This window comes from Streptomyces sp. NPDC019937 (assembly GCF_040631655.1).
Taxonomy (GTDB): domain Bacteria; phylum Actinomycetota; class Actinomycetes; order Streptomycetales; family Streptomycetaceae; genus Streptomyces.
This window is the reverse complement of sequence record NZ_JBEYAL010000004.1, coordinates 109,666-134,329: the sequence shown is the minus strand read 5'-3', so window position 1 is coordinate 134,329 and position 24,664 is coordinate 109,666. Positions and strand designations below refer to the sequence as shown.

General features: G+C 73.5%; 1 protein-coding gene (cut by both window edges). It reads right to left on the bottom strand.

Every position in this 24,664-nt window falls within one protein-coding gene, locus ABZ562_RS05010, for a lonely Cys domain-containing protein (RefSeq protein WP_361474166.1), read on the bottom strand. The gene is 95,679 nt long; 16,905 of those nucleotides lie to the left of the window and 54,110 to its right, leaving coding positions 54,111-78,774 in view — codons 18,037 (partial) to 26,258 (complete); reading right to left, the first codon wholly in view occupies window positions 24,661-24,663. The start codon and the stop codon both lie outside this window.

The following is a 24,664-nucleotide window of genomic DNA, read 5'->3' as shown; positions in this document are numbered from 1 at the left end:
GGCCGCCGCGCTCGAGGAGGGGTTCGCGGGAAGCCCCCAGGACGCGGCCAGATCCGGTGCGACGGCCCGCAGCGCCTGCGTCAACCGGGGGAAGGCGTTGTAGTCGTAGACCGGGGTCGGCGCGGTCGGCAGCAGGTGGGCGCCGTGCGGGAACGGCTGTGTGCCGAGGGCCCGCGCCTGCTGCGGCGACAGGTGCAGCGGGTCCTGGGTGAGCAGGGCCGGCAGGTGGGGGGCGGCGTGCTGCCGCGGCGGCGCGGCCTCGGAGCCGGTGAACCGCAACGTGGTCGCGACCGGCACCGTGGCCGAGTTCACCGGCCTGCCGCGCAGCGTGCGCCGCACCCACTGGCGCAGTCTGTCGCCCAGGTCGCCGTCGAGGTCGGACAGGTTCAGCAGCGCCGCCTGGAGGACCCCGCCGGGGATGTTCGCCGGCAGCCCCCACACCAGCTGGGAACGGACCGACACGGTGTAGTCGTAGTCGATATCGTCGAACTCGGCGGCACTGTCCGAACGCAGCCAGTCGCGGTCCTCCCCGGTGGCGTCGGTCCGTGTCGTGCGGGAACGGGTGTTGGTCAGGGCGAGGGACGGGCCCTCGCGGTCCGTACGCCCGGTGACACCGGGGCGCGGGTAGCGGAAGATGGGGTTGACCGCGGCCTGGTGCGTCGTGCTGACCGTGGAGGAGTCCGCCTTCGCCTGCGGGACGTGGGTGTGGACCTGCTCCAGGCCGGGCCCCTCACCGGCCGGGCGGCCGAGTACCCCGCGCAGGGCCGGGGTCTGCATCGCGGGCTGCGCCGAGAAGGTCACCTCGACCAGTCGCGCTCCGCCGTAGGCGACGTGCAGGAAGTGGAGCCGCACGAAACCGTCCGGGCCGCGTCCTGGCAGGGCGCGGAGCGCCGAGGGTTCGGTGAGGTCGGCGATCCTGGCCGGCACCCAGGCCAGATGGGCGGCGTGACCGGGCTGGGTGACGCCCGGCGCCTCGTTCTCCACCAGGGCGATGGCCTCCTGGCGGAGCCGGTCCCTGCGTTCCCTGCGGTTGGTCCTGTCGTCCAGCTGGGTGACCGACAGGACGGTCGCGAAGCCGAGTTCGCGGGTCCTCACGAACCGGGCGGGCAGCGGCACGCTCGGCGCGGGCAGCGTCATGTTCGTGAGGCCGGACACGCCCTGGAACCACATCGCGTAGCGGGCCAGCATGCGGGGAGAGGCCAGGAACCCCACCCCGCGCGGCACGTCGACGGCGACCGTCACCGGCGCGTGGCGGCCCAGGCCGACCGCGTTCCCGAAGGCGTTGCGCACGCCCCGCTGGAACGTCAGCAGCAACGTCACGTCGTTGTCGATCCACTCGTAGTCGCCCACCTCGTTGGGGACCCTGGTGATCGCCGTGGTGGCGCTCAGCGCGCTGGTGTCGTCGGTGCGGCGGGAGTAGGTGTAGCGGCCGCTCGGGTTCCCCTGCAAGGCGAGCACTCGGGGCGGGGTCGCGGCCGTCTGAAGGGCGGTGAGCTGGAAGGTGCCCTGGCGCGCGCGGCCGACGCCGCGCCGCTGCCCCGACGTCTCCGACATGACGACGCCCTGCTCGGAGTACATCATTCGCACGGAGCCGCGGTGGCGGGGGTTCGACAGATAGCCCTCGACCTCCACCATCATGACCTCGTCCGCCGCCATGCCGGGCAGCGTCAGAGCCCCCAGGCGGTAGCGGCCTTCCAGGATCTGCGGTGCCCGGGAGATGAGCTGGGCCGGCCGGATCCCGTCATACCGGGCCTCGGCGGCGAGCGTGCCCTGGTCGTTCAGTGCCGCGCCCGCGACGGCCACCGACGTCCACTTGTACGTCGCCGCCGCTCCGGTGGCGGTCGCCGTGGCCGCCCAGGTCACCGGCGTGGCCGCCCAGGTGACGCCCGCCCCGATCCGGTTGGCTACACCGGTCGCGCTCGCGGGCAGCGCCCGCTTCAGCACGTCGCTGCCCCGCCTGGCGGTGGTGGCCAGGCCGGTCACCGTCTCCGAGGCGCGCCGCACGGCCCGGCCGACCGGTCCCGGTTCCGGGTGGCCCGGATAGGTTCCCGCCACGATCTGCCGAAGCGCCTCCATCACCGCGGCGGTGCCACGGAAGGAGTCCACGAGCGCGCCCGGCGGAATCCGGGTGATGCCGGGCAGCGGACGGCCCTGCGCGTCCACCATGGCCAGCCGCCGGTAGTCGTCGCTCGGCCCGCCGTCGGTGACGGGCTGCCGGATGACATGTCCCCGGGACGCGGTGAGCGCCGAATCGCCGCCCGGTGCGCGGGTGCGGTAGCGGGGGACGAGGAACCGGACGGCGCCGGGCACGGTGTGCGGGGTGACGGCGGGGAGCTGGATCAGCGCGGTGCCGCCGGCGTCGTCGGTGTTGTCGTCGGCGTCGTTGGCGTTGTCGCCGGCGTTGTCGCCGGCGGGGAGGTGGTCGGCGAAGCGGACGCGCGGCTGGTCGTCGGTGCCTTCGTAGAGGTCGAGGGCGAGCCTGGCGGGCACGCTGAAGATCTCGCTGCCGTCCTCCGTGGTCATGGCGAACTGTTCGAAGCCGACGGCCTCGCCGGTGGTGGCGGTGTCGGAGAGCTGCCCGGTGCCGGTGTAGTCGGGGCCGGTGTTGAGGGTCCAGTCGCCGTCGGCGAGCGGGATGTTGAATCCGCCGCCGCCCCCGAGGGAGCCGCCGAGCGCCGTGCCCCGCTGCCGCCCGCCACTGGATTCGTGGGCGCTGAATCCCATCTGGTGGACCTTGGGAAGCCTGCGGGTGTGCCGCGAGGGCCGTCGGGCGTCGCGGGTGAGGGAGAAGCGCAGCTGCACCCGGCGGGTGCCGGCGACGGTGCCGGGCAGCTCGAACCAGACGGGGTGACCGCCGTCGACGGCGTCCGGGACCGACGTGGCGAGACCGAACCGGGTGCGCATCTGGCCCAGCCGCCGCAGGTTCTCCAACTGCGCCAGGACGCGCGGCTCGTCCAGGATCCTTCCCCTCTGGTGCGTGGCGGGCGGCAGGAAGCCCTCCTGCCGCAGCCAGGCTTCGGCCCGCTGGAAGAGCGGGTCCGCGCCGTCGACCCTCAAGGGCGTCTCGGAGAAGCCGACGCTGTCCAGGTTCTCCAGGTGCTCGGGCAGGTCCCGCACTTCGTGCGGAAGAGGCTCGTGGCCCTCCATCGTCTCCCGCGTCGCGGACCGCAGCCGCAGGCCGTCGTCCCAGGGCCCGAACGAGCCCTTGACCTCACCGCCCCGGGCGCGGAACAGCGTCACCTCATACGTCACCCGGTTGGAGCCGGCCACATGGCTGCTGCCCGTGTAGACCCCGTGCATCAGCGTCGCGCTGCTGGCGGCGCTCTGTGCCTCGTTCTGCTGCCAGCTGACGCCCGCCTTGCCCACGAGGTTGCCGCCGAACGACGCCGCTCCCCGGGGGTGTTCCGGCGCGTGGTCGGTGGTGAACGTCGGCCCGCCGGCGCCCTCGATCCCGATTCCGCTGGTCAGCCTCGCCGACCGGTCCACGCTGGAGGAGTGCGAGAGCCACGTCTCCAGGAACACCTCGTCCTCGGGGCTCTTCACCGTCGGCCGGCCCGGCTCGATCCGCACGGTGAGGCCGAGCACACCGACCGCGTTGCCGTCCGCGTCCAGCAGCGTCGGTGAGAACACCCCACCGCTGCTCTGGAGCTGCGCGCCGCCCCGCAGCATCCGCTCGGACACGAAGTCCCTGAGCGCCCTGTCCGAGCCGGCTCCCAGATGGTTCAACGCGGCGAAGCGAGGATCCGCGCGGAGTTCGGCCAGCAGCCGGCCCGGCTCCCCGACGCTCTCCGCGCTCCACAGCGGGAGGTCGTCCACGTCACCGGGTTCCGGCAGGTCCGTGGCATCGGTGCCGTCGTCGAACACCACGTGCTCGGGGAACCACGCCGTGACCGTGCCGTGCGACTGTTCCGGCGACCAGGGGGCGGTGAGGCTGCCCTCCGGGGCGTCCACCCGGACCTGCCACTGCCCGGCGAAGTCCATCGGGTGCGCCAGTTCCGTGGACTTCTGCTTGCTCGTGACCAGGAAGGTCTCACCGACCGTGAGGGACTCGGCCAGCTGGTTGTGCGTGATGGACAGCGAGATCGTGCCGTCCCACCAGCGCACCGCCCCGGGACCGTCGGACGGGTAGATCGCGGTCCACGGCAACGAGCCGCTGCGCACCGTCCCCGAGCTCTCCGCGTCCGAGGACGACTGTGCGCCCTCGGCACGGCGCTCCACCTGCATATCGGGGACCGTCGGGGGATTGTCATCGGCATACCGGCCGTACTTCGCCGACCGGTCGGCGTCCGTGTAGGCCAGCCGTACGTCGACGCTCCGTTCGCGGTCTCCGTGGCGGACGGTGATCCGATGGCCCCGGCTGCTGCGCAGGGCCGGCCGGTTCAGCTCGATCTCCTCCGCGCTCAGCACATCGCCCAGCTGCGCGCGTACGGCCTCGCCCCCGGCGGTGTCCGGGTCGACCCCGAGGGCCCCCATGATCTGCCGGTACAGCCCCTCCAGAACGCGGTCGGGGGTCGGCTCGTGCAGGAGCAGCCCGACGTGCCCGTCGTGCCGCGAGCCATAGGCCCGGATGTACTCCGACAGCTCACCGGGGCGGCCCGGCGACAGCGCGGCCACCGGCCCGGACAGCGTCCGGGTGCCGCTCGGGCCCGCGGTCTCCTCGTCCGGGTCCAGGTGCGCCGGCGGCGCCCCCGGCGGCGGCGGCGCGGGGGCGTCCATCACGGCGCCGACCGGCTGTACGGGGGACGGAGGCGGCGGGACGACGGCGTGGGGCTGCGGCACGTGGATGCCCTCGGCCCGGTCCCACAGCGCCCGGAACGCCTCGTACGTCTCGTTCTCCGCCTGGGTGGCCTTGAGCGGGTTGGCCGTGGCCACGTCGGTGGCCGGGTCCCCGTCCGTCGCCGCGTCCGTGGTCTGCGGAGCAGGCCCGTACAGCCGCTCCATGAGCGGGAACAGCGTCGGCTCGTTCCTGCGGACCCAGTCCGCGCCGTTGTACCGCGGGTGCCGGGTGTACGGGTCCCTCCCCTTGTTCGTCCCCAAGTAGGCGTTGGTGAGCTGGGCGAAGAACTCCTCCTCGTTGAGGGACGAGTAGTTGGGCGCCGTACGGTTGCCTTCGGCGTCGTAGCCGTGCAACGGGCCGTCGGGCCATATGCCGAAACTCCCTGCTGCCCGGTTCTCGTCATACGCCCTCGTGATCAGCTCCCGGTCCGCCTCGCTCAGTCCGTGCCGGTGGATCGTGTGCGCGAACTCGTGCGTGGTCGTGGAGTACCCGTCGGCATAGGCCGGGGTGTCGCTCGGCACGCTGGTGTACTCGCCGAGGAGGTTCTCCTCCGTCACCGCCGGCGTCCGGCCGCCCGAGCCCCGGACCTGGTCCCACAGCCGGTCGCCCAGCCCGGTCCGCTTCCTTTCCCAATGGCGGAAGGCGTCCAGGGAGGTCATCGCCTCGCTCTTGGGCACGACCACCAGCCGCGATCCGCCCTTGAGGAGCGTCGCCGCCACGTCGGGGTCGCGCAGCATCCGCGCCGTCCACGCCAGCGCCTCGGTCCGGGACGACACCGGCTGGTCCACCCCGGCCGGCATCTGCAGCATCAGCCGCGCCGCCGTCTCGGCGAACTCCGTGGCGGGCAGCGCCTCGTCCCGCACCTTCTTGTGCAACACGTCGGCCAGGGCACGGTTGGACGCCAGCCGCTCGCGTTCGGCGGGTGACAGCCCGGCCAGTTCCCGCGCCCGGTCGGCGGGTGCCATCTCGGGCAGCCGGGACGCCAGGTCCCTGAGGGGATCGGAGGAGAGCGGTTCCGCCGCGCGCAACGCGTCGTCCAGCTGGGTGAGGGCCTGGCCCAGCCAGGCGATGTCGAGCTGCTCGGCGCCGAATTGGTCCACCCACGTTTCCTCGTGCGCCTTCAGGAGGCCGGGGTCCCGCTTCAGCTCGCCCACCACCTGGTGGAGCCGGGCGGCAAGCCCTCCCCCGGCCCCGGGCGAAGCCGCCTGCCGGTACGCCGCACCGCGCAGCAACTCCAGCTCATCGACCGGCAGCTCATGGGTGTCCGGCGTCTCCGACAGCCCCCAGAGCAGGTCGAACAGGTCCTCTCCGCGCCGCTCCTCGTCGGTGCGCAGCGCCAGCGAGTAGGCGGTGTCCGCCAGCGACTCGGTGAGGGCCGGGAGCGTGAAGCCGTCGATCTCGACGGTGGCGGTGGAGACGGGGGGCGCGGTGCCGACGCTGATCTCCACGCCCTGGACCGTCCCGGACAGCGTACGTCCGTCCGCGCTCGCGCTCAGGCTCTCCTGCAACGGTCCGGGGAACCACTGCGCGAGGGCCCGGTTGATGACGTCGGCGAGCTGTCCGGCGTTCGCGGGGAGGTGGAACTCCAGGATCTCGAAGGGGCGCGGATTGTCGAACTGCACGGTGCCCCGCGCCCCGCCGGCGAGGACCACGGGGTGGCCGATCTCCCGCATGAGGGCGCTGAACCGGCGGCCGACTCCCAGTTTCACGTCGTCGAGAGACGGTACGGCGGACGACGCCGCGGGGGCAGCGGCGGGACCGGGGCCGGTGGCGGGTCCGGAGGTGGCGGCCGGCGCGTACGAGGCCTCCGGCGCCTGCGGGGCGTACGGCGCTGCCGCGTGGACGGGGGTGGCCTGGGTGGCCGGCGCCGACGCGGCGGACGAAGGCGCCGCGGACGGTGCGGCGGTCAGGCGTGATCCGCGGACGTCGCTCGGTCGCACGAGGCGGAGGTCGGTCGCCGGGCGCGGCCGGCCGGAGGCGTCCGGTTCCAGGGCCACCGTGGTCTTCCCCGTCGCCGGGTCGGTGTAGAGGACCGGCTTGCCGTACGCGGCGAACGCCTGCCGGCCCGACAGCAGGGCGATCTGACCCGGCAGGCTGTTCACAACCGGCTCGCCGGGGCGGGGGCGGGCACCGTCGACGAGCAGGACGACCGGGGCCTCCAGCCGGATCCGGCCCAGCACCGGGTCGCGGTAGAACATCTCGCCGATCTCGTCGTGGGGCACCGGGCCGCCGATGGAGACCGTGCCGCCCTTCCGGTCGGCCCGGTACAGCCAGGGCCCCGGAAGACCCGGGTGGTGCCAGGGCGCCGGGACCGTGGAGTCCGCCCGGAGCGTCCCGTCGGGCTCGCGGCGCAGGAGGGTGAGCGTGGTCCGGTCGAAGTCGATGGAGCCGATCGGGGTGCCGGTGTGGTCGCGGCCGATGCCCTTGCGGTCCGGTCCGGTGATGAGCGTGTCCTTGGAGTGCGCGCCGCGGGCCTCCAGCGCGTACTCGCCGATCTCCCGGGGCACGCCGAGGTTGCGGCCGCCGTGGGCCACGGCCTTCCTCATCAGCTGGATCATCTCCGCGCGCCGCGCGGGATCCGAGGTCTCCAGGTGCAGGACGCGGGCGGCCAGGTCGTCCTGGGCCTGCTCGCCGCCGTTCCGCTGCACGACCAGCAGATGCCGCTGGACCTGATTCTCGGCCCACAGCATGCGTGACCGCTCAGCGTCGCCCACCCGGCCCGGGCCCGGCAGCTCCAGGGTGGTCGCGGTGACGGCGTCGTAGCCGGGGCTGGTGACCAGGGTCGTGGCGTGTTCGACCAGTGGCAGCCGGACGAAGGCGGAGAGCGCGAGCCCCGGGGTCTGGGCCAGCCGCTCGCCCATGCGCGTCAGCACGTGCCTGTAGGCGTCCCGGCCGGTGGGCTTGGGCGAACCGGCCGGCTGCTGTGCCATGTACGTCAGCACCACCTCGCTGAGCAGCCTCGTGGTGACCACCGGGACCCGGCCCAGCGAGGGATCGTCGCGCAGCATCACGTCCAGCGCGCCCGCGCCCCGCAGCAGGGGCGGGTACTGCGATGTCCCGTCGATCCGGGCGCCGAACGCCGTGCGCAGCATCCGGACCAGCCGCAGCGTCCGCTCCAGGGTCTCCGGCGGCACCGGGCCCGGCCCCTGGTGCAGGCCGGCGTCCCGCGCCCGCGCCTCCAGCTCGGCCCCCTTCGGCTCCGGCACGTGCAGCACCGGGGGGTACACCGCGCCCCGGGCGTCGGTGTCGATGCCCCAGTGATCGACGCCCCCCGTGGCCCTGAACCACGAGTACGCCAGGCGCCGGACGGCGTACACCTCACGGTCCTCGTCGGTGGCCACCCGCTGCGCCTCGGAGACCACCGCCAGCGGGTCGGGGACGAACGCCGGCGCGCCGTACGGGCCGGCCCCACCGATGCCCGGGGTCACCGCGTTGAAGCACACGATCCTCACGATGGGGTGGTCGAGCGGCAGCCGCTCCAGGCTCGGGCGCCGCTTCAGCGCACCGGATGTCCGCGGCCCGCTGGTCTCCACCTCGCTCCCGTCGTTCAGGGCCCAGATGCTCGTGCCCGGCACCCCGTGTTTGGCGTCGAAGTACGGAGCGGGCTTGCCGTCCGCCACCCACGGCAGCACCTGCGGCCGGCTGAAGGTGTTGGTCGCCCGGTCCCAGTAGACGAAGTGGGTCTCCGTAGGCAGCCGCCGGTACGGGTGAGTCCTCCTCCACAGGCTTTCGGGAGTTGCGTCGAAGGAGAGGGACGCGTGCCCGGTCGACAGGTGGTCCGGGCCGATGATGGGCATGGAGCGCACGCGCCGCTCCCACTCCTCGCCCTCGTCGTCGTGGGACGGCATGCCCGGCGGAGTGAGCAGCCAGTCGCCCACGAGGCCCTGGTTCTCGGAGATGTCGAGGCCGAGCACCTCCTGGTCGGGGTCGTCCGGCAACTGGTCGATGACCACAACGCCGCTGGGCGCCCACACCTCACGGCCGAGCAGATCGGCGCCGTCCCGCAGCTCCCTGACGCTGAGGGCGGACGCGAAGGAGACCGCCATCAGCACGGAGACGTCCCCGGGCAGGCCGCTCAGCACCTCGTCGAGGTCCAGCAGCTCCATCACGACGTCCTTCGGGACGTCCTCCACGAAGTCGTTCCGGCCCCGCACCTCGATGGTCAGCCCGTCCCCGCCGGACACCACCGCGTACACCCCGGTGCCCCATGGGGCGGGCTTCGGCTTCCCCACGGGGGCGTGGGTGTGGTCATCCTGCAAGGCGAACTCGTAGACGTGGGCCAGGTCGATGGTGTCGCTCACGGGGAGCCCGGACCAGTTCACGCCCCGCACACCGTCCGCCGTGACGAAGCGGAACTCGGGGGTGAGCGCGCCCCGCACCTTCAGATGGAAGGCGGAGAGCCGGGCCAGAGTGCGGGCGTTCTCCATGGCCGGGTCCGTCGCCACCCGCCACAGGTCACCGCGCTCCTCCCAGGTCACGGGCGCGTCCTTGTCCAGCATGAGCACATGCCGCGTGAGCGCGTCGATGTCCAGCGGCCCCCCGCGCAGCGCGGGAACCTTCGCCCGCAGCGCGTTCAGCCGCCGCAGCGCCTCCCGCGCCCACGGGGGCACCGGCTGCTGCCCGAACAGATCCCGCAGGATCTCGTCGTAGTGCGCCTCAGCGTCGTACGAGTCGATGGACATCGCGTCCGGATCGCCGTGCGGCGCCGGGGAGGAGGAAGCGGCGGGGGCGTAGGACGCCGGCTCGGAGCTGAGCCAGCCGTGCACCGGACGGCCGTCGGAGCCCCGGGCGGACAGCGCGACGCCCTGGGCGGGGCCGGCCGTCGCGCCGGTGGTGGAAGCCGGGGCCCCGGACGAGGCGGTCACCGGCTCCCAGGCGCGCACGGCCGCGTACTGCTGGGGCAGATCGAACCCGGACAGCTCCAGGATCTCCCCGAGCGATCCGGCCGCCGAGACCATGGCGAACGGCAGCGCCTGGTGCAACGGCGGCACCCCGGCGCCGAGCCCGGCGAGGTGCGCGCCGACCGTCTGCCGCAGGGTCCCCCACGTCAGCGGGGAACGATCGCCACGCGCGGCCCGCGCATCGTCCAGCGCCCGGAAGCCGTGCAGCAGCGCCTCGAACGCCGCCGTGTCGTCCTCCAGCACCGGCCCGTAGACCAGCCGGATCGCCCGCACCCACCGCAGCACATCCCCGGCACGGCTCCGGTCACCCGTCACCCACTCCGCCAGCCGGGCCAGCTCCGCGGACGACGGCTCCGGCCGGAAACCCGCCCACCAGTCATTCTCGGCGAGCTGGAACCGCGGCTCGGATTGCCAGCCGGGGACGATGACCGGTTCCTGCCCACCGCCCGTGGTCCACACCCACCGGCCCCAGCTGTTGGAGAGGAACTGACCCGCGATCGGGTGCTCCAGCGGATCGCGCGCCGGCGGTCCCGCCACATCCGCGCCCGCCACGACGACGGCCGTACCGGAATCCGCGGCGGTCAGATCGGGAGCGGCCGAGTGGAGGAAGTCCACGACCCGGGCGTACTCGAACATCTTGCCGGAACCGTCCCGCATCCCGAGTTCGGCCAGCACGCCGTTGCCGCCGATGGCCACGAGATACGCCGTGCCGAAGGGCAGCGGGAACGGGTCGCTGTCCACGACCACCACGCCCTCCGGTCCCTCGCCGAGCTGCGACGCGAGCGGGAGCGTGAACTGACGCACCTGCGGTAGCAGTCCGTAGGAGTCCTCCCGGCCGTCCCGGTCGCGGGCCGGACGCGAGGAGACGCCCACCGGCTTCCCCTGGGCATCCCGGCTCTTCACACTCAGCACCTGGTCCACCGGCACCCGGGTCCCGTCCGCCGCGACGATCTCCGGGGCCGGGATCACCACCGGCGGCGTCCTGGAGGGATCGGCGACGATGTCCAGCGCCTGCCACGCCTCCTCGATGATCTGCCGGACCCGCGGCCGCGCCCCCGGGGGCATGTGGTCGAGGAGACCGGCCGCCACGCGGACCGCCTCCCGCAACCGTCCCTGTACGTCGGCCGGCACCGGGGTTCCCAGGGCATAGGAGCCCAATTCCTCCGCGACTGCCTGGACGTCGAACCAGGTCCACAGGCTCTGGATCGAACCATCGGCCTGCGGCATACCCTGCTCCGCCAGCCGCAGGAAGGGTTCGAACGCCCGCACCACGGGATTGTTCCGGACGCTCGTGACGGCCCGGCGCAGCACGTCGTGTGGAAGCGGAGCCGAGAACTTCAGCGCCCGCTCGACCGCCCTTCGGCTCAGCTCCGCCAGTTCGGCGACGGTTCGCCGTATCTCCTCCCCGGTCATCGTGTCGTCGCTGAATCCGAAGTGCCGCAGCTCGGCCAGGAACAGTACGAGCGGCAGCCGGCCGTGGTCCGTGTCCAGCGCCGGGTAGTCGTCCATGCCGACGGTCTCGTACTGGCTGACGGTGTTCCCATAGGACGTGCGCCCGGTCAAGGTGGCGGTCAGATGCTCGCGGGGAGCGGGAACGGACCCGTCCGAGGCGTCGAGGAACCCGTCGGCGACCGCACCTCCGAACTGCTGCCGGAAGGCCTCCAGGAGCGACCCCAGCCGCTCGGCGAAGTTCTCGGTGATGTCGTCGTGGCGCTCGTCGAGGAATGTCCGGGTGCGGGGCCGCGTGGCCCGCAGCGCGCTGTCGAACGGATGCCGGCCCGCCACCGGCACCAGGTTCTTCACCAGCCGGGACGGCCACATCGAGGCGGACGGCCGCGCGGCGACATGGCTGAACGACAGCCATCCGTATCCCCAGACCTCGTCGATGTCCGGGATGACCGAGAGGAACGGAAGGAACGGCACGTAGTCCGACGACGTGCCGCCGCCCATGACGTCACGCAGGAAATCCGCGGCGGTCCGCTGCCCGAACCGCCTCCCCGCGAAGAACAGCTCCTCGTATTCGTCCTTCGACAGCCACTGCGCGGCGAAGTCCTGGAGCATCCGCAGATCGATGGGGAAGCCCACGGTGGGCTGCACGTAGTCGCGATGGGTGTGATCCGGCAGATGAGGGCTGACGCGGGTCCGCCGGCCGATATCGGTGACCTGCCACCCTTCGAGGCCCGCGAGAAGCTCGGCGAGCGGTATGACGGCGCCCCGCTCGTCGGTGATGTCCAGCCTGCCCCGGGCCAGTTCGAGCTGGGCCAGCCCATCCTGCGGGGACTGCCGCCGCTCTCCCGGGAGTGCGGCCATCGGGTCGAGGACGTACTCCACGATGTAGCGCCTCTTGCGGACGGGCTGCGGTGCCCCCGGCCCGACCTCGGGCTTCGACTCCGTGAGGCTGCCGGTGGCGGGGTCGAGCCAGAACGACATGGTGTCGGTGTAGATGCCGACGCCGGGGCCCTGGGCCAGCAGCACCTTGTCCCGTTCCTCCCTGAGGACGAGCAGCCCGGTGTGGTCATGGCCCATGAGGTCGGGTACGACGTTCATCTGCAGACCGGGCTCGGCGACCTCCCAGCCGTCGAGGCCCGCCACCACGTGGGTGAGCGGTATCGCGTCGACGGGGTAGCCCGTGGCCTCGTCGTACCGGGCCGACTGGAGCTGGGCCCACGCCTCCCCCGGTGACAGCCCCGGCGCTCCGGCGGGCAAGGTCGTCGGGTCGGCGACGATCCTCCCGAAGAACTGGTGCACGGGCGGCTGCGCCCCCGGCGGCACCTCGGGCGGCTCCGGGTGGATGCGCCCGGTGGCGGAGTCGAGCCAGAATCCCCCGGGTTCGGTGACGAGCCGGACGCCGGGGCCGGAAGCCAGCGTCTTGGACTCGCGGGCGTTCTGGATGAGGAGGATGTGACGGTCCTCGATCTCCAGGCCGAGGGCGCCGTATTCGTGCCGGGTGGGCTTGTCGACCAGCGCGTGGCCCGGGGAGGACGACTCCATGAACGCGGGCAGCGCCTTCTCCAGGACCCGCCCCCACCGGTCGATCACCACGGCCCACGCCTCGACCGCCGCCATGTCCAGCAGAGCCGACGACACCCGCCGGCCCGCACGGAGCGACGGGTCCACCGCCACCACACCGTCGCGCCCACCCAGGTTGTACGCGCCGCCCCACACATGCCCCAGCGCCTTGCCCTGATGCCGCGCCAGCACGAACGCCACCGCACCCGGCCCCGCATCCGCCACCGCACGCTTCATCACATCCCACGACCGCACCCGACGCCACCCCGGCCCGGCCACCAGACCCGACGCCGCCGAATCCGGACCCGGGATGGTCACCGAGTCGTCCACCGAACCCGCGATGCGTACCCCATCCGGATACAACGCGTTCCGGAGAGCGGCCACCAGCCGCAGACACCGCTGCATCGACATCGGACCCGCCGGAATCGTCCTCGCCAGACGGTCCGCCAGCCCCTCCAACCGGCGGCGGGTCAGCACCGGGCGCGGCACGACGGGGGTGGTCGGCCCGGCGGCGGCCGTACGGTCCGGCGCGACCGGCTGTCCTGCCGGGGGCGGCGGCGCGGGCGTCACCTCTCCGTTGGGGGAGGTACGCGGGGCGAAGGCGGGGTTGGGGATGTAGTTCCCCACGGGCCGTCCGTCGCGCATCGGCTGCACACCACGGATGAAGCGCGTGTGCACCCCGCCGGGGAAGGCGATCTCCTTCTGGTCGGGGAAGGGCGAGGCGAGGCCCAGGGTGGCGTTGACGTCGATTCCGCCGGGGACCTCGATGTCGTAGCGCCAGACGTAACGGCGGGTCAGCTGGGCCTCGCTGAGCGGATCGGCGTCGGCCGAGTCCCGCACGTAGCGCGGATTGGTGGTGGTGCTCACATAGGCGGTGCCCGCGGGGCTGTTGTAGACGTGGTCGATCAGGTGCACCGCGTCGGTGCCCTTCGGCGTGATCCCCCTCCGGAAGATCTCCTCGGGAGAACGCCAGTCGAACTTGTGGAGCAGGCCGTTGCCCGCGCGCCACATCGCGTCCGGCAGCGTGCGGCGGCTGAACAACCCGGGAAGGGCCGCGGTGGTGTCCGGGTCGACCGGCGGGGTGGGGCTCACCGGTCCCGTCGCGGACCATCCGACCGGGACGGGGCTGCCGGCCGGCGACAGGGTCTGGCGCATCCGGGACGAGGCGACGATCCCGCGTCCGGGCAGGTACCAGTCCCAGGCGGGCCCCTCGTCGTACAGCCGCCCCCGGTCGTCCGAGACCCGTCCGGCGCTCGGGCCGTCGGGGTTGTACATCCCCCGCAGGCCGAGCCCTGGTATCTCGGCCACGAAGAAGTGCAGCTCCGGGTCGGTCTGTCCCTGGCCCCACACCGTTGCGCGCGACCCCTGGGTGACGGCCGGGAACTCCTCCAGCCCCTCGCGGAACGTCTGGTCGAAGTCCCCGTCCGGGTCGTAGGACGTGTACGCGTTCCGCAGGTGCCGCCTGCGGTCGAGCGGCCCGCGGCCACCGCCGCCCGTGCTTCCCGGAGCCGAGGTGACGCGCCTGCCGGGGCCCCGCTGGACGGTGAAGCGGGCGGCCTGCCAGGTGCCCTTGGCGGCGGGGTCGGCCGTGTGGCCGATCACGGCGGGGGCCGGGGTGCCGAGGCCGGACCAGTCGACCGCTTCGCCGGTGTACCAGACGGCCCTGCCGAGCCGGGCCTTGAGCTTCTCCGGCAGGCGGGGGTTGTGCCGGCCGAGCTCGGAGATCGCCAGGACCAGGGGAACGTTCAGGTCGTGGCGGTACACCGTACGGTCGCGGGCCAGCAGCTCGACGAGTTCGTCCTCGGTCACCACCCGGCGCGGCGTCGTTGCGTTCGTCAGCGCGAGCCGGCCGTCTCCCGTGGGCTCGGCCGTGACGACCACGGGCACGGGGCCGCCCTCGGTGTGCCAGGGGGCCGTGCGGGTGACCGCCCCCGGCAGGCGGAGCCGGGAGGTGTCCAGTCCGCCGGGCAGGTCCAGGCCCGCCCAGTTGCGGAAGGAGGACCGCTCGTCCTGCCAGGGCAGGAAGCCTTCGCGTTCGAGCTGGAACGCGGCCACCGCGTCCACGTTGTGGACGTCCCGCCCCACGGCCGCCGCGGCGGCGAGCGTGAAGAACAGTTCCCCGCGCCGCCCCCGGTCCGGCTTCTCCAGGTGGAGCACCCGGGCGCCGAACGCGTCGAGGTCGGGCACTGCCGCGAACGCCTCCCGGGCCTTGACCATCGCCCAGAACAGCTTCGTGTACTCGGCCCGGCCCGGCGCAGCCGTATCGGGCAGGCCCAGGACCCGGCGCGCGGTGGCCCGCGGATCCTCCAGCGCGGCGAACTGCTCGGCGACCCTCGCCAGGTGCGCGGGCCTGCTGAACGTGCTGAGGGCCCGTCCGGGCTTCCTGTCCCACGCGCTCGCCGCCTTGGCGAGCACATCGCGGTAGACGTTCGGCGCCATGTCGTCGCCCTCGGCCGTGTCCGACTTCTTGCGGACGACCCGGTCGAACAGGTCCGTCGTGAACATCGGCGCGCCGGAGGACAGCTCGGTGTCGGCCCGCCACATCAGGTCCAGCGCGCCGATGCCCCGCAGCAGGGCCGCGTAGTCGCTCCTGCGCTTCACCCGCCCGCCGAAGACCCGCCGCAGCGCACGCTCCAGGCGCAGCGCGCGGTACCTCACCTCCTCGGAGGCGGGCCCGTCGCCGTCGTACAGGCGCGCGGCCTTGGCGATCGCGTCGAGCCGGGTGCCCTTCGGCTCGGGCCAGAAGTGCCTCCGCCGTCCCAGCCGGCCGCGGACGTCGGTGGCCAGTTCGTACCAGTACCGCGTCTCCCGGCCGTTGGTGCCCTGGGCCATGGAGGTGATGTGGTCGTCGGCGACCACGTGAAGGTCGGTCTCGTTGGACGCGTGCTGGCCGGGAGCCACGTTCTCCAGCGGGTCCGCGACAAACGGCTCGGGAGCCGCCGGCTGGGCGTCCGCGCGGTCGGGCGACCGGTCGGAAGCCGCACCGCCCCAGCACGACGCCAGGCCGATCGTCGCGTCTCGCGGAAGGTTCCGGACGCTCGGGCGCCGTGCGAGGCCACGCCCGAACCGCGGTCCGGTGACGAGCTCGTAGCTGCCGTCGTCCTGGGCCACGTCCAGGAAGCCGGGCCCGCCGTGCCCGGAGTAGGTGTAGTCCGGCGCCGGGCCCTCCACGGGCCGCGGTGTGCCCACCCACGACTGCGTGGTGGGGTTGTAGTGCCCGATGCTCGTCATCTCCGGCAGGTGACGGAGCATGCTCTCCCGGTCCCCCACCAGGTCCTTCGGCTGTAGCGACGACCGCCCGAGCTGCTGGTGGTCCCCGCCGACGATGGTGTGCGTCACCCAGTGGCGTTCCCACTCCGGCACATCCGGCTCCGGGTCGTGCCAGTCCTCCGGCCTGCTCGCGGTCCAGTCGCCGAACGGCCGGCCGGGCAGCTTCACCATCCCGATGGTGTAGCGGTTGCCGCCGATGGAGCTCATCCGCACGAAGCCGCTGAACGACCAGACGACCCTGCCGGTCCTGTACGCCACGTAGCGCGCCAGTTCCAGCCCCATGCCGCCCGAGAACGGGAACGCCAGGACGATGGGCGCGCCCTCGGGGAGGCCGGGCTCGTGGGCGAGCAGTTCGGCGAGTTCCCCGAAGCTCGCCCGGCGCTCGGTCTTGTCCGGCCACCGCACCATCACATGGTCGTGGCCTCCCTTGACTGCACCCACGAGACAGGGCTCGGGGTCGCCCTCCGCATGCCACGGCGCGGGCTCCGGCGTGCCGAAGGGCACGGCGGCGGACACCGTACGGATCTCGCTGGTGTCCACCTCGGCAGCGGGCTGGGGCGTCCAGTTCAGGCTCGGACGCCCCTTGCGGCCGTTGAGGGCGAAACGGGCGAGGACGGCGCTGCCGCCCGCGGACTTCAGGTGGTACGCGCCCAACCCGTCCAGACCGGTCGCCCATCCCGCGGCGAGCGCGTCGCGTACCAGGGCGAACAGTTCGGCGCGCGCGGCCGCCGGGTCCGCGCTCCCGGCCTCCGGTGTCAGATGCAGGATCCGGCGGGCGAGAGCGTCCACGTCCAGCGGGCGGCCGGCCAGGTCGCGGTCCTTCAGCCGCAGCGCGTCCAGCGTCTCCAGGGCCGCCACGTCATCGGCGTCCGGGACGAGGAACTCCACCGTCGCCTGCCGCTCCTCGGCCCCGGTGTCCCGGCCGGTCTCCCGCTCCCGGCTCGTCTCGTGCACCAGCAGAGCGCTCGCGGTCAGACGGCCCTCGGGCGGCAGGTCCGCCTGCAACTGGGCCAGCACCGGCCCCAGTTCGCTCCTGAACATCTCGGCGACCGTGTGCGCGCGCCGCTCGCCCAGCTCCCGGGACCCGTCGCCGTACCCGGTGATCACGCCCGTCGGCGGACGCAGCCCGCCGCGATGGTTCCGCACGGCCACCGTGGCCATCCGGACCATCAGGCGCCGGGCGGCCACCCTCCCGCTCGCGGACAGCTCGCTCGCGCCCTGCTCGAAGGCGATGGGCGTCCGCTGCGGCAGCACCGCGCTGGCCCCGACGACCGGCCCGGGAACGGGCGCGTTCCCGAAGGCGATCAGCGTCGCCGACGGCCACGCGGGACCGGTCCTGAACCCCGGCCGCCGCCCGGCCCCCGGCGCGGTGCCCACCGACGGGTTCGCCGAGCCGGGGACCGGCTCGTCCGGCACGTCGTCGGACAGCTCGCCCGGATCCGAGGCGGGGCTGCTGACCCGCCGTACCGACGGCCACTGCTCGGGGCGTACGGGGTCCTGGTCCCCGGTCGCGGGGTGCTGTGCCGCGGCGAACGGCGCCGCCTCGTCCGCCGCGTCCCCTTCGGCCGCGGGATCCGTGGGGGCGGCCCACACCGACCACGGCCCGCCGGCGGACGGCCCGTCGACGGAGAGTTCCGTGGCGGGACCACGGCCGGACGGGCCGGCGTCGGTGAGAGAGAGACCGGCCGGGGCCCCGAACGGCGCGGTGGACGCCGGAACGCCGGGCGTGGGCGCCGGGGCGACGGGCGTGGGCGCCGGCGGGGTGGGCTGGGGAGCCCCGATCACTCCCCGGACATCGTTCGGGCGCACGAAGGCGAGGTCGGTGACCGGGCGCGGCCGGCCGGCGGCGTCCGGCTCCAGGGCCACCGTGGTCTTCCCCGTCGCCGGATCGGTGTAGAGGGTCGGCTTGCCGTACGCGGCCCAGGTCCACCGGCCCGACAGCAGGGCGGTCTGACCCGGCAGGCTCGCCACCAGCGACTGACCGGGGGCGGGCCGGGCGCCTTCGACGAGCAGGATGACCGGGATCCGCAGGGAGAGATGGGCCAGCTCCGGGTCGCGGTAGTGCAGCTCGCCGACCTCGTCGTGCCGCACCGGGGCGCCGATGACGGCCTGGCCGCCCCGCTGGCCGGCCCGGAACAGCCAGAGCCGCTCCGGTGCCTGTGGGTTGTACCAGGGCGCCGGGGCCGTGGAGTCCGGCCGGAGCGTCCCGTCGGGCTCACGGCGCAGCAAGGTGACCTTGGACGGGTCGAAGTCGACGGGCCCGGCCGGGTTGCCGCTGTGGTCACGTCCGAACGCCACACCGCCGGCAGTGGTGGTCATGAGGGTGCCGCGTGCCAGTGCGCCGCGGGACTCCAGGTGGAACGCGGCCACTTCCCCGATCCGGTAGGGGTTCCGGCCGTGGGCCACCGCCTGGCGGAGCAGCTGCGTCATTTCCGTACGCCGGGCGGGATCGGGTGCGGGCAGGTGGAGGAGGACGGCCGCGGCCCGGTCCAGCTCCTGCTCACCACCGTGCTGCCTGATCCCGTCCAGGTAGTCCTGGACCCTGACCATGGCCCACAGCATTCGCGACCGCTCCGCGTCACCGACCTGATGTGGGTTCAGCCCCAGGATGTGGGCAGTGAGGGCGTCGAAACCGGGTCCCCCCATCGCGGCCGCGGCGGCGGTGACGGCCGGCAGCGGAACGAAACCGGTGAGCGCGAGCCCCGGGGTCTGGGCCAGCCGCTCGCCCGCCCTCGTGAGCATGGCCTCCACGACGGCCCTCCTGGAGGGCTGTGCGAGGCCCGGGTGCTGCGCCAGGAACCCTGCCGACAGACTCGCGGCCAACTCCACGGTGAACAGCGGAACACGGGCCAGCGCGGGATCGTTGCGCAACATCACGTCCAGCGCGCCGGCGCCCCGCCACAGCACCGGATACTCCGGGGCCCAGTCGATCCGCTGGCCGAACTCCCCACGCAGCAGCCGCACCAGGCGCAGCGTCCGCTCCAGGATCTCCGGCGGCACCGGACCCGGCCCCGAGTGCAGACCGGCGTCGCGGGCCCGGGCCTCCAGCTCGGCCCCCTTCGGCTCCGGCATCCGCACTTCCGGGGCGTAGGCGACGCCCCGGGCATTGGCCTCCGCGCCGAGGAACACTCCCATGGGCGTCTGCGCCCTGCTGAACACCCTGCCGACGAAGCCGTAGACCGGCCGGTCGTGGTCGGTGGCGATCTGCTGGGCTTCGGAGACCACCGCCAGCGGATCCGGGACGAACGGCGCCGGGCCGTGGGCGCCGATGAACCCGGCGCCCTCGGGCATGGCGCTGTAGCACACGATCCGCACGATGGGGGACTTGCCGGATCGCCGGTGCAAGCTCCGCCGCCGCTTCAGCGCACCGGACGTCCCCGGTCCGCTGGTCTCCACCCTTCCCCCGTTGTCCAGGGCCCAGGTGCTCAGGCCCGGCTCCCCGTGTTTGGCCTCGAAATACGGGGTGGGCTCCTTCGCCTCCACCCACGGAAACGGTTCCGGCAGGCTGATGTCCCCGGTCGCCGGATCGAAATGGACGAAGTGCGTCGCCTTCGGCACGTCCAGCAGCAGCTGAGACTTTGTCCGCGAGACGCCGCCGGGCCCGGAGAGGGCGACGGACATGTGCCCGGCCGACCGGTGGTCGGGACCGATGAAGGGCAGGGTGAACACCTGGCGCTCCCACGCCGCGCCCTGTTGGCCACCCCCCGGCGTCGGGTTCGGTTCGCTGAGCAGCCAGCCACCCGCGAAGCTCCGGTCCTCGGAGATGTCGTTGCCGATCGGGCCCGTCACCACGGGGTAACCGATCGAGGACCACACGTTCCGGCCCAGCAGATCGGCGCTGTCCTGCGTCAGCGCGGAGTTGCCGACGGCCCCGAGGGGAATGCCCATCAGCACCGGCACGCCGCCCGGCTCCGCGCTCAGCACCTCGTCCAGACCGAGGAGTTCGGCCACGACCGCCTTCGGGGCATCGCGGAAGAAGCCATTCGTGCCGCGCACCCGGACCTTCGCCGGCCCCCCGTCGGCGATCACCGCGTAGGGCGTGCCCCACGGCGCGGGAGTCGCGTTCCGCACGGGCTGGATCCAACCGTTCGGCTGCCGGGCGTACTCGGTGACCCTGGTCACGTCGAGTTGGGGAGCGAGGGGGGCACCGGTCCAGTTCAGGCCCCGCCCACCGTTGGCCGAGGTGATACGGAATTCGTCGTCGAGCGCGCCGTTCAGCTTCAGATAGAAGGCGGAGAGCCGGGCCAGGCTGGGGGCGTCCTCCACGGCCGGATCCACGGCCACCCGCCACAGGTCACCGCGCTCCTCCCAGGTCACGGGCGCGTCCTTGTCCAGCATGAGCACATGCCGCGTGAGCGCGTCGATGTCCAGCGGCCCCCCGCGCAGCGCGGGAACCTTCGCCCGCAGCGCGTTCAGCCGCCGCAGCGCCTCCCGTGCCCACGGGGGCACCGGCTGCTGCCCGAACAGATCCCGCAGGATGTCGTCGTAGTGCGCCTCCGTGGCGTCATACGGAACCGTGGCGGGTGCCGTGGGCGCCACCGACGTGTCGTCCTGCGGCGCGAAGGCGTCGGGCGCGCCGCCGGCGAAGGACGCTGGCTCGGAGCTGAGCCAGCCGCGCACCGGACGGCCGTCGGAGCCCCAGGCGGACAGCGCGACGCCCTGGGCGGGGCCGGCCGTCGCGCCGGTGGTGGAAGCCGGGACCCCGGACCAGCCGGTGACCGGCTCCCAGGCGCGCAGGGCCACGTACCGCTGGGTCAGATCGAACCCGGACAGCTCCAGGATCCTCCCGAGCGATCCGGCCGCCGAGACCATGGCGAACGGCAGCGCCTGGGGCAGCGGCGGCGTCCCGGTCCCGAGCCCGGCGAGGTGCGCGCCGACCGCCTGCCGCAGGGTCCCCCACGTCAGCGGGGAACGATCGCCACGCGCCGCCCGCTCCTCGTCCAGCGCCCGGAAGCCGTGCAGCAGCGCCTCGAACGCCGCGGTATCGTCCTCCAGCACCGGCCCGTAGACCAGCCGGATCGCCCGCACCCACCGCAGCACGTCCCCGGCACGCGTCCGGTCGCCCGTCACCCGCTCCGCCAGCCGGGCCCGTTCCGCCGACGAGGGCTCGGGACGGAACCCGGCCCACCAGTCGTCCTCGGCCAGCTGGAACCGCGGTCCGAGGCGGCCGTCGCCGGGCGCGATGCCCGGCCGTCGTCCGCTGCCCGTGGTCCACACCCAGCCGGCCCAGTTGGCCAGCAGCTGGCCGGCGACCGGCCGCTCCAGCGGATCGTGCGTCGGCGGTCCCGCCACGTCCGCGCCCGTCACCACGACGGCCGTCTCCGCGTCCAGGGCGACCAGATCGGGATCGGCGGCGTAGAGGAAGTCCACGACCCGGGCGTACTCGAACGCCTTGCCCGAACCGTCCTCCATCCCCAGTTCGGCCAGCGCGCCGTCGCCCCCGATGTCCACGAGATACGCCTTGCCGAAAGGCAGCCCCATCGGGTCGCTCTCCGGAACCACCGCCCCGCTCGGCCCCTGGTGCGACCGGGAAGAAAGCAGGAACGTGAACTGACGCACCTGCGGCAGCAGACCGTAGCTGTTCTCCCGGCCGCCGTCCCGGTCCGAGGCGGGACGGGAGGAGAAGGCCACCGGCTCCCCCTGCGGGTCCCGGTGCTTCACCCGCGACAGCTGGTCCAACGGCACCCGGGTGCCGTCCGCAGCGGTGACCTCCGGAGCCATGGACACCACCGGCGGCGTCCGGGAGGGATCGGCGAGGACACCCAGCGCCTGCCACGCGCCCTCGACGATCTGCCGGACCTGCGCCTGCTCCCCCGGGGGCACCTGGCCGAGGAGTCCGGCCGCCGTGCGGACCACGTCCCCCAGCGAGCGGTGTGCTTCGGCGGTCAGCGGGGTCCCCAGGGCGTAGAAGCCCAGCGCCTGAGCGGGCGCCTGGGCCTCGGTCACCGTCAGCAGCTTCCGCGGCGGGCCGCCTGCCTGCGGCACACCCGCCTGGGCCAGTCGCAGGAAGGGAAGGAACGCCTGCACCACGGGGTTGTCCCGGATGCTCGTGACGGCGAGGCGCAGCACCTCGGGCGAAAGCGGAGCCACGTGCCTCAGCGCCCGCTCATATGCCTCCCGGCTCAGCTCCACCAGTTCGGTGACGGCGCGGCGTCCCTCCTCCCTGGTCATGTTCTGGTGGCCGAACCCGTAGTGCCGCAGCTCCTTCAGGGTCAGCGCGACCGGGAGCCGGCCTTCGCCGGTGTCCAGGACGCGGTAGTCCTTCATGCCGACGCTCTGATACTGGCCGACGGTCTTCCCCTCGGAGGTGCGCCCGGTCAAGGCGGCGGTCAAGTGCTCGCGGGGCGCGGGGGCGTCGTCCTCCGGGGTATCGAAGACCCCGTCCTCGACCGGGAGTCCGAACGCCTTCTGGTAGTAGCCCAGAAGCGATGTCAGTGCCTGGTTGAAGACCTGGGTGATCTGGTCGTGGCGTCCGTCGAGGAATTCCCGCGTACCGGGCCGCAGGGCCCGCAGCACGCGGTCGAACGGATGCCGGCCCGCCACCGCCAGCAGGTTCTTGATCAGCGGCTCCGTCCCCGGTGGCCACATCCGGGACGCCGGCCTCGCGGCGACATGGGCGAACGCCTCTCCCCCGTGCCCCCAGATCTCGTCGACCTCCGGGATGACCGAGAGGAACGGAAGGAACGGGAGGTAGTCGGCCGGGACGCCGCCGTCCATGACGTACTGCAGATAACCCGCGGCGATCATCCGCCCGAAGTCTCTTCCCCCACTGATCACCGGGTTGGCCGGACCCATCGACAGCCGCAGTATCGCGAGGTCCTGGAGCCCCCTGAGACCGATGGTCGGGAAACCCACGGTGGGCTGCGTGTACGAGCGATGATCGTGATCCGGCAGGTGGGAAACGAGGAGGGTCCGCCGGCCGGCCCCGGTGACCTCCCAGCCCGCGAGGCCCGCCAGCAGGTCCGCGAGCGGTACGGCGGCCTCGTTCCCGTCCGTGCTGTCCAGCCTGTCCCGGACCAGGTCGAGCGCGGCCATCGCCTCCTCCGGCGAGTGCCTGTCCTCTTCCCCCAGTGCGGCCATCGGATCGAGGACGAACTCCACGATGTGGTACTGCTCCGAGACAGGCCGAGGCGCTCCCGGTGCCGCCAGGGGCTCCGTCTCCAGGAGACGACGGGTGGCGGGGTCGCGCCAGAACGTCATGGTGTCGGTGACGAGTTTGATGCCGGGGCCGGAGGCCAGGAGTCGCGAACCCGGCATTTCCCTCAGCACGAGACGCCCGGGATGGTCAGGAAGGCCGGGGGTGAGCCTCATCGGCCGGCCGGACTCGACGACCTCCCAGCCCTCGAGGCCCGCCAGCAGGTCCGTGAGCCGTATGAGGTCGTTGGACCCCGGTGTTCCCAGGCTCCGCCGGGCGGACTCGAGCAGCGCCAGCGCCTCCTGCGGGGACTGCCCCGGCATCCCGGCGGGTCCGGCCGTCGGATCGGCGACGATCCGCCCGAAGAAGTAGTCCTCCAGGGCGGGTGGCGGCGTCCCCGGTGGCACCTGGGGCCGCTCCATGTGGAATTGCCCGGTCTCGGGGTCGCGCCAGAATCCCTCGGGGTCGGTGACGAACCGGACGCCGGGGCCGGTGGCCACGGTCCTGGACCCTTCCTCTTTCTTGATCAGGACGATGTGACGGTCCTCGACCTCCAGGCCCACGGCGCCGTACTCGCGCTCGACGGGCCGGTCGATCAGCGCGTGGCCCAGGGAGGACGACTCGGTGAACCCGGGCAGCGCGTCCTTGAGGACCCGACCCGCCCGGTCGATCACCACCACCTGAGCCTCGACGGCCGCCAGGTCCGGCGGCGTCGCCGACACCCGGTGGCCCTCCCGGGCCGACGGGTCCACCGCCACCACGCCGCCGCGCCCGCCCAGGTGGTACGCGGCCCATACGTGCCCCAGCTCGCCGCCCTGGCGCCGCGCCAGCACGATCGCCAGCGCGCCCCGCCCGGCGTTCGCCACCGCGCGCGCCACCTCGTCCCAGCTTCGCACCGGCCGCCAGCCCGGCCCGGCCACCAGACCCGCCGCCGCGGCGTCCGGGCCCGCGAGGGTCACCGAGTCGTCCACCGTGCCCGCGATGCGCACCCCGCCCGGGTGCACCGCGTCCCGCAGCGCCTCCACCAGCCGCAGACACCGCTGTACCGGCGTCTCCCCGGCCGGAAGGTTGTCCGCCAGACGGTTCGCCACCCCTTCCAGCTGGCGGCGGGTCAGCACCGGGCGGGGCACGACGGGGGTGGTCAGCCTGGCGGCGGCCGTACGGGCCGGCGCCGGCCCGTCCTGCGGGGGCGTCACCTCGACCGACGGCACCGGCTCGGTCACCTCGACCTGCGGCACCGGCATCTCGGAGGCCCAGCCGTGCAGCGGACCGGGGGTGAAGGGCAGGTGGACCGGGCCGCCGATGGTGCGCAGGACGAGTTCCACGCGCCGCTGCGCGGCGTCGGCGGCGCGGGCCGCCCCCTCCAGGGCGAGCCGGATGTCGGCGGGGAGGGTGACCCCCCGGGTGTTCAGGGCCTCGTCGGATGCCACGCCGTCCAGCAGCGCCCGGCGTACGGCGAGCAGTGTCCGCCGGGTGTCGGCCGTGACCTCGCCCGCGTCCAGCCACACCTGCGGCCGCGTGTCCTGGGCGGCGAAGCCTTCGGCGAGCCGGAAGCCGATCGTCTCGGGGGCC